Below are 7,977 nucleotides of genomic sequence, written 5' to 3'. Positions count from 1 at the left end.
CGCCGCGAGCGAAGAGGAGCATCTGATCAACTGGCTGTCGAAGCGGCTGAACCGGCCGCTTTCGGTGCCGTCGCTGCAGGAGTACGGCTATGCGCTGGTGGGCGGGCGGCTGTTGCCCGGCGAGGCGGGGCCGGCCGCGCAGTTCATGTACGAGAACGCGGCCGGCGCGCGCCTCACGCTCTACGTGACCGGCATCGCGCGCAACGAGACCGCGTTCCGGCTGTTGCGCGACGGCAACCGGCGCACCTTCTACTGGGTCAACGACGGCATGGGCTACGCGCTCTCCGGCGCGATCGCGGAAGGCAAGCTGCGCACGATCGCCATCGACGTATGCAGCGCGCTCGGCGGCAAGCCGGAGACCTGGAGCGGCGAGCAGTAGCGGCGGCGCAGGCGCTGCATGGCGTCGCATGGCGCTGTCGCATGGTGCCGTGTCGGGCGCGGGTTGCCGTGTGCCGTACGCGGTGCAGCGATGACGCGGCGGTGCGTTGAATCCCGCACGCCGCCGTTCGCATCTTGAGGAGACGCGGTGCCCCAGACCTTGCCGCCCAATGTGTCCGCCGCGCAGTTCGAGCATGCGCTGGCCGCCTGGCGCGCGGTCGTCGGCGATGCGCAGGTCGTGACGTCCGACGCCGGGCTCGCCGCCTATCTCGATCCGTTCGCGCCCGGCGAGCGCGCCGCCTTCGCCGCGAGCGCCGCGCTGCTGCCGGCTTCGGTCGACGAAATTCGCGCACTGCTGCGCATCGCGAATCGATATCGCATTCCGCTGTGGACCGTGTCGACCGGACGCAATTTCGCGTATGGCGGCGCGGCGCCGCGCCTTGCCGGCTCGGTCGTGCTCGATCTGCAGCGGATGAACCGCATCCTCGACGTCAACGAGACGCTCGCCTATGCGCTCGTCGAGCCGGGCGTCAGCTACTTCGATCTGTACGCGCATCTGCGAGAAAAGGGTTACAGGCTGTGGATCGACCCGCCCGCGGCCGGCTGGGGCAGCGTGGTCGGCAATACGCTCGAGCGCGGCTTCGGCTACACCGACTACGGCGATCACGCAGCCGCGCAATGCGGCATGGAAGTCGTGCTCGCCAACGGCGACGTGCTGCGCACCGGCATGGGCGGCATCGAGATCGGCACCGCGTGGCAGTTGTATCAGCCGGGCTACGGGCCCTCGTTCGACGCGATGTTCATGCAGTCGAACTACGGCATCGTCACGAAGCTCGGTGTGTGGCTGATGCCCGCGCCGCCCGCGTATCTGCTGGGCGAAATCCAGTTTCGCCACGAGGCCGATCTGGAAGCGATCGTCGAGATTCTGCGGCCGCTGCGGCTCGACGGAACGATCCGCAATCACGCGGTGATCGAGGGCGGTTTGCGCCGCGCGGCGGGTCTGTCGGCACGGCGGCCGTGGTACGACGGCGCGGGCGCGATGCCCGAGAGCGCGCTGACCGCGATGCTCGACACGCTCGGCGTCGGGCGCTGGAACCTGCATTTCGCGCTATACGGCACGCCCGAGCTGATCGATGCGCGTTATGCGTCGATCGAGCGTGCGTTCGCGCGGGTGCCCGAGGCGCGCCTGTCGGCGGCGCGCTATGCCGGCGACGCGCAACCGGCGGGCGGCGGCGACCGCAACATGGCCGGCATTCCCGCGATGACCGCGTTTCGCATGCTCGACTGGCGCGGCGGCGCGGGCGCGCACGTCGACTTCGCGCCGATCTGTCCGGCGACGGGGCGCGATGCGCTGCGCCAGTACACGATGGTGAAGACGCGCGCCGCCGAATACGGCTTCGACTACTACGGCGGCTTTACGGCGGGCGCGCGGCATCTGCATCACATTTTCGCGGCGATTTTCGATCGCGACGACGCGAGCCAGGTCGAGCGGGCCGGCGAATTGCTGCGCTCGCTGATGAGCGATGCGCGCGCGGCCGGTTATGGCGAATATCGCGCGCATCTCGCGTATATGGATTTCGCGGCGGCTCAGTACGGCTTCAACGACGGCGCATTGCTGCGGCTCGCGGAGACGATCAAGGACACGCTCGATCCGAACGGCATTCTCGCGCCGGGCAAGCAGGGAATCTGGCCGGCCGGGTGGCGCGACCGGCGGGGATATACGTGACGGTGCGGTAAATGAGCGCGACTGCGCACGAGCGCGCGAGCGGTATGTGATGGCGTGAGGCAAGATGGACCGACGCACTTTCATGCTCACGGGTGCATGGCTGTCGACGATGGCCGGCGGCGCATGGCCGTGGTTCGCGCAGGCCGTCGCACGCGGCAACCTCGGCAACCGCGGCAACGATATGCATACGCTGGCGATCGTCGATTCCACGCTCGTGTGCGGCGCATCGTTCGCGCGCTATGCCGCGCATCTGCAACTGCCGGTCTTCGAGACCGGCGACGATGCCGGCGCGCTCTGGTTCACCGCGCTCGCACCCTGGCTGGGTGACGCGGCCTTGCGCGCGACGCCGTCGCTGATCGGCTTCACGCGTGCCTCCGACTACTTCGTCCTGCGGCATCTCGCGATCCGCACGGGACGCTTCGTGGAACACAGTCACGAGCCGCGAGTCGGGCAGCCCGCGCAAGCGGCCTATGTGGCGTTCGCGCTGACGCCGCGCCATGCGTGAGCCGTGCCGCTCGCGCGGATTGGCCGCCTGTCCGCCGAACATCGGGTACCTGCCGGACAGAGGCCGAACAAGCATCGAGCAGGCATCGAGCAGGCACGGCCCGGACATGAGCACTGCACCGCACCGCATCGATACGGCCCCGACCTCGACACACACCACCCGCTAAAACCGATAAGCCTTGTTCTTCGGATCAAAAGTCGAATCGTCGAACGTCTGCGGCGTAATGTTTTCGAACACGATCCGCTCGAACAGCTTGCCCTCGTTGTCGTAAGACTCGACGGTGCGGAAGAACGGATGCCGCAGATCGAGCCCGAGCGTTTCCTTCTTCGCATAGAACTGCGGCTGGCCGGTCGGCGTTTCGAACGTGAACGTGACGACGCGCACGCCGTCGATCGTCTTCACGTCGATCTGCGCCGAGCGGGGCACGCCGGCCTCGGCGTATTTCCGGCCTTCGTCGAGGTACTGGTCCGCGATGTACTCGGTGCCGAGATCGCGCACCTCGTGGTTCGATTGCGAGCGCGCGAGCGCGCCCGTCAGCGAGGTCCACACCGGCAGCACGTTCATGATGCCGCCGAGATGGCCGTACATTTCGTCGGTCCGTTTCGATTCGTCGTAGATGATTTCCTGGCCCGCGTGCGCGCCGTCGGGCAGCCACTTCGCGTAGATCCGCAGTGGATCGTGCGCGAGCCGCACCAGCATGTGATCGGGCTTGTCGGGCCACTGGCCGTGAATGCGCTCCGCGCGCGACATCGTGAACTCGTACGACGGATAGCCGTTCGGTCCTTCCTTGATGTAGCGCGGCAACGCGAGCGGATCGAGCGACTGGAACAGCGCGATCAGTTGCGCGTCGTCGAGCTTTTCGAGTGCGCCGCTTTGCTGCGCGGCGCGCAGCCATTTGACCTGCCTGTCGAGCGTGAGCTTGCCGACCCGCGCGAGCGGCGTGGTGGGCGGCTTGACGGTGCCGGCGCTCGCGCTGTCGAGCGGCGGCGGATGGTCGTCGTTTTGCGCGAACGCGGCGGGTATCGTGAACGGTGCGAGCAGGGCGGCCGCGGCGAGCGTCGCGCGAGGCAACGAGGCGAGCAGCGAATGCTTCAGCGCGGCGATCAACCGACGGCCCCTGAGCCCATATGCCGGTACTTCACGCGGGTACGCGCTGTCGTGCGGCGAACTCGCGGCAATGCGCGACGCAACCCGCTGGCGGCGCGAACGGGCGGATATGCCGTGTTTCATGAATCCCTCCAGAAATGGCGCGGGCAACCACGCGGCAACACAGCAACACAGCGATACAACGACGCCGGCGCATGGCCGTCATGATGAACGAACACGCGCGGCGGATATTCCCGTCAGGCCGACTTCTGCTTCGCGAGTTCCTCGTCGCGCAATGCGCGGCGCAGAATCTTGCCGACATTGGTTTGCGGCAGTTCGTCGCGGAACTCGACGAGCTTCGGCACCTTGTAGCCGGTCAGGTTCTTGCGGCAATAGGCGATCACCTGTTCCGCGGTCAGGGTCTGATTGCGCCGCACGATGAACACCTTCACGCGTTCGCCCTGCGCCGGATCGGGCACGCCGATCGCCGCGACTTCGCGCACTTCCGGATGCGCGGCGATCACGTCCTCGATTTCGTTCGGATAGACGTTGAAGCCCGACACGAGAATCATGTCCTTCTTGCGGTCGATCAGGCGGATAAAGCCGCGCGAATCCATCACGCCGATGTCGCCGGTCGCGAGCCAGCCGTCGTCGTCGAGCACCTTCGCGGTTTCCTCGGGACGATTCCAGTAACCCTTCATCACCTGCGGGCCCTGCACGCACAGCTCGCCCGCCTCGCCGACGTTAGCCCAACTGCCGTCGTCGCGGCGAAAGCGCACCTGGGTGGACGGCGCCGGCAGCCCGATCGAGCCTTCGAAGTCGCGCAGGTGGGTCAGATCGACCGGGTTCATCGAGACGATCGGCGAGCATTCGGTGAGCCCGTAGCCCTCGACGATCGGCTTGCCGGTCACGGCCTTGAAGCGTTCGGCGACCGCCTTCTGCGTCGCCATGCCGCCCGCCATCGCGAGCTTGAGGTCCGAGAAGTCGCGGTTGCGGAATGCCTCGTTGTCGAGAAACGCGTTGTAGAGCGTGTTGACCGCGGTCATGCCGGTGAACTTCTCGTGACGGATGATCATCATCACGCGCTTCATGTCGCGCGGATTCGCAATCAGGATGTTGCGTCCGCCGAGTCCCATGAAGATCAGCGCGTTCACGGTCAGCGAGTAGATGTGATAGAGCGGCAGCGGCGTCAGCACCGTTTCGACTTCGCCGCTCAACTGCCCCGCGGCCCACGCCTTCGCCTGCAGCAGATTGGCGACGATATTGCGGTGCGTGAGCATCGCGCCTTTCGCAACACCGGTGGTGCCGCCCGTGTATTGCAGGAACGCGATGTCGTCGTGGCTTGCGCGCACCGGCGCGAGCGTGCGCGCATAGCCGGCCGCGAGCGCCTGCAGCAGCGGCACCGCCTGCGGCAGCGAGTAGGCGGGCACCATCTTCTTGACGTGACGCAGCATGAAATTGAGCAGACGGCCCTTCAGGTTGAGGCCGTCCGCGAGCAGATCGCCGAGCCCGGTCACGATGACGTTGCGCACCTTCGTGCCCGGCAGCGCGTCTTCGAGCGTCTTCGCGAAATTCTCGAAGACGACGATCGTCTGCGCGCCGCTGTCCTTCAGCTGATGCGCGAGTTCGCGCACCGTGTAGAGCGGATTGACGTTGACGACCACCGCGCCGGCCTTGATCGTGCCGAACAGCGCAACCGGATACTGGAACGTGTTCGGCAGCATGATCGCGACGCGCTCGCCGGGCTGCACGCCGACGCTTTGCAGATACGCGGCGAACGCGGTCGCCTTGCGGCCCAGTTCGCCGTAGGTCAGCTCCGCGCCGACGCTCACATAGGCGACGCGCTCGCGGAACTGCGCGATGCATTCGTCGAAGAACTGGCCGACCGACTCGTATTGCGTGACGTCGATGTCATGCGGCACGTCCGCGGGATACGAGGCGTACCAGATGCCGTCGGTATTCGGCGCGCGCGGCGGCGTGGACCCGGCCGCTGAGGCGGACCCGTCGGACCCGGCGGCGGCCGGGGGCGGGGCCTGGATAGGCTGGGGCATCGGCTCGGTCATCGGTCGTCTCCTGTCGATCGGTGTGAGTGCTGGCGGTAGCGTTAGCGTTCCACGATGGCGACCACGCCCTGGCCGCCCGCCGCGCAGATCGAGATCAGCCCGCGCGCGCTGCCGGCCGGCTTGTCGAGTTGCGCGAGCAGCTTCGCGAGCGCGGCGACGATGCGCCCGCCCGTCGCCGCGAACGGATGGCCGGTCGCGAGCGAGCCGCCGTTCACGTTGAGCCGCGTGCGATCGATCGCACCGAGCGCACCGGCGAGGCCAAGCTGCGTGCGGCAATATTCGTCATCCTGCCATGCCGCGAGCGTGCACAACACCTGGGCGGCGAATGCTTCGTGGATTTCGTAGAAGTCGAAGTCCTGCAACGCGAGGCCGGCGCGCGCGAGCATGCGCGGCACCGCGTACGCGGGCGCCATCAGCAGGCCTTCCTGTTGGTCGAAAAAGTCGACGGCGGCCGTCTCCGACCAGCTCAGGTACGCGAGCACCGGCAAGCCGCGCTCGGCCGCCCACGCCTCGCTCGCGAGCAGCACGGCCGAGGCGCCGTCGGTCAGCGGCGTCGAGTTGCCGGCCGTCAGCGTGCCGGCATCGCGATCGAACACGGGCTTCAGGTTCGCGAGCTTTTCGAGTGTGAGGTCGGCGCGCAGAGTGTTGTCGCGCGCGAGGCCCTTGTACGGCGTCATCAGATCGTTGACGAAGCCGCGCGCATACGCATCCGCGAGCTTGCGGTGGCTCTCGCAGGCGAGCACGTCCTGTGCCTCGCGCGAGATGTTCCAGCGCTTGGCCATCAGCTCGCAGTGCTCGCCCATCGACAGCCCCGTGCGCGGCTCGCCGTTGCGCGGCAGGAGCGGCTTGAAGAACATGCTGGGCCGCAGCTTCGCGAGTGCGCTCACGCGCTGCCCGGTGCTCCTGCCGCGATTCGCTTCGAGCAGGATCTTGCGCATGCGCTCGTTGACGCCGATCGGCGCGTCGGACGTGGTATCGACCCCGCCCGCGATGCCCGCCTCGATCTGCCCGAGCGCGATCTTGTTGGCGACGAGGATCGCGGCTTCGAGGCCGGTGCCGCAGGCCTGCTGCACGTCGTAGGCGGGCGTCTCTTTCGCCAGCGTGGTCGAGAGCACGGACTCGCGTGTCAGGTTGAAATCGCGCGAATGCTTGATGACCGCGCCCGCCGCCACCTCGCCGAGACGCACGCCGTGCAGGTCGTAGCGATCGATCAGGCCTTGCAGCGTGAAGGTCAGCATGTCCTGGTTCGAGGCGTTCGCGTAGGCGGTGTTCGAGCGGGCAAACGGAATCCGGTTGCCGCCGACGATGGCGACGCGGCGCACGGCGGGTGGCGGGTGGGGCATGCTCGGCTCCTTGCGGTTATGGCCCGACGGTTCGGTTATCGGATGAGGCGAACGATTGAAATGACGCGCATGGCGGCTGCCCGGCTCATTGCAGCCGCCACTGCATGCGCGCACGCAAATGCGGCTTGTCGCCGGCGATGTCGCGCACTTCGAGATCGCGCTCGATCAGCGACGGCGACGCGCTCCACAACGACGCCTCGCCGGGCAGCAGCATCGGCACCTTGAATTCGGCGGCGAGCGTCGCCTCGGCGAGCGGCTTCGGCGGCTGCAATGACGACGCGGCGCGCGCGAGCGTCCACATGCCATGCGCGATTGCGCGCGGAAAACCGAAGACCTTCGCCGATAGCGCGCTCAGGTGGATCGGGTTGTAGTCGCCGGATACGCTCGCGTAGTCGCGGCCGAGTTGCGGCGCGAGTTGCCAGCGCGCGATGCGTTGCAGCGGCTCGGGGCCGAGCGTCAGCGCTTCGAGCGGGCTGCCGATGGTGGACACTGCGGTGGACACCGCGGCGGACGCCGTGCGCTTCAGATAGACGCTGTCGCCATCCCAGACCGCCTCGCCGCGCCGGTAGATGCGCGTGCGCACCACGAACGCCTGGCCTTTGTCGTGGCGCAGCAGCGCGCCGAATTCGACCTCGATGCGCAGCAGGTCCTTGTACGCGAGCGGCCGGCGCAGCCGCACATGATTGGCCAGATGCACGAGCCCGAGCGCGGACCACGGAAACGCCGGGTCGGTCAGCATCAGCAGATGCAGCGGAAACGCGAGCAGATGCGGATAGGTGAGCGGCACGCCATGCTCGGGGATGAAGCCGCACACGCGCGCATAGCGCCACGCCGGGCCGGGGGCGAGCGCGACGGCGGGGCGCACGAGCCGCAGCG

6 protein-coding genes and 1 pseudogene are annotated in these 7,977 nt (G+C 67.7%); 3 read left to right on the top strand and 4 right to left on the bottom strand.

Annotated elements, in window-relative coordinates; all coding sequences use genetic code 11:
* The 3 genes and pseudogenes from GXB81_RS29540 to GXB81_RS29530 all read left to right on the top strand — a co-directional run.
* Nucleotides 1-379 (top strand): annotated as a pseudogene (locus GXB81_RS29540) (anti-sigma factor); the annotation flags it as partial.
* Between the two features lie 147 nt (nucleotides 380-526).
* A complete protein-coding gene (locus tag GXB81_RS29535) occupies nucleotides 527-2,104 on the top strand; it encodes an FAD-binding oxidoreductase (RefSeq protein WP_167040118.1) in 1,578 nt (525 codons plus the stop codon).
* Nucleotides 2,105-2,168: 64 nt separating this feature from the next.
* Nucleotides 2,169-2,609, top strand: coding sequence for a hypothetical protein (locus GXB81_RS29530; RefSeq protein WP_167284301.1), 441 nt, complete (start codon nucleotides 2,169-2,171; stop codon nucleotides 2,607-2,609).
* Nucleotides 2,610-2,771: 162 nt separating this feature from the next.
* Here GXB81_RS29530 and GXB81_RS29525 read toward each other — a convergent pair whose 3' ends face one another.
* From GXB81_RS29525 to GXB81_RS29510, 4 genes are all read right to left on the bottom strand, one after another.
* Entirely contained in the window at nucleotides 2,772-3,839 is a 1,068-nt protein-coding gene (locus tag GXB81_RS29525) for a DUF1571 domain-containing protein (protein ID WP_241016578.1), read from the bottom strand.
* Nucleotides 3,840-3,952: 113 nt separating this feature from the next.
* Complete coding sequence (locus GXB81_RS29520) at nucleotides 3,953-5,746, bottom strand: AMP-binding protein (protein WP_167284313.1); 1,794 nt, start codon at nucleotides 5,744-5,746, stop codon at nucleotides 3,953-3,955.
* A 53-nt stretch (nucleotides 5,747-5,799) separates the two neighbouring features.
* Nucleotides 5,800-7,101, bottom strand: coding sequence for an acetyl-CoA C-acetyltransferase (locus GXB81_RS29515; RefSeq protein WP_205991065.1), 1,302 nt, complete (start codon nucleotides 7,099-7,101; stop codon nucleotides 5,800-5,802).
* A gap of 85 nt (nucleotides 7,102-7,186) precedes the next feature.
* The coding region (locus tag GXB81_RS29510) for a MaoC/PaaZ C-terminal domain-containing protein (protein WP_205991064.1) at nucleotides 7,187-7,977 on the bottom strand (791 nt) is incomplete at its 5' end.

The organism is Paraburkholderia sp. Ac-20336 (assembly GCF_017105025.1).
GTDB lineage: Bacteria > Pseudomonadota > Gammaproteobacteria > Burkholderiales > Burkholderiaceae > Paraburkholderia.
This window is presented reverse-complemented; position numbering and strand designations above follow the sequence as displayed.

Excerpts from the sequence above, each read along its gene's own strand:
- GXB81_RS29530 (WP_167284301.1), top strand. The coding sequence starts at position 2,169 with ATGGACCGACGCACTTTCATGCTCACGGGTGCATGGCTGTCGACGATG.
- GXB81_RS29525 (WP_241016578.1), bottom strand. The coding sequence starts at position 3,839 with ATGAAACACGGCATATCCGCCCGTTCGCGCCGCCAGCGGGTTGCGTCG.
- GXB81_RS29520 (WP_167284313.1), bottom strand. The coding sequence starts at position 5,746 with ATGCCCCAGCCTATCCAGGCCCCGCCCCCGGCCGCCGCCGGGTCCGAC.
- GXB81_RS29515 (WP_205991065.1), bottom strand. The coding sequence starts at position 7,101 with ATGCCCCACCCGCCACCCGCCGTGCGCCGCGTCGCCATCGTCGGCGGC.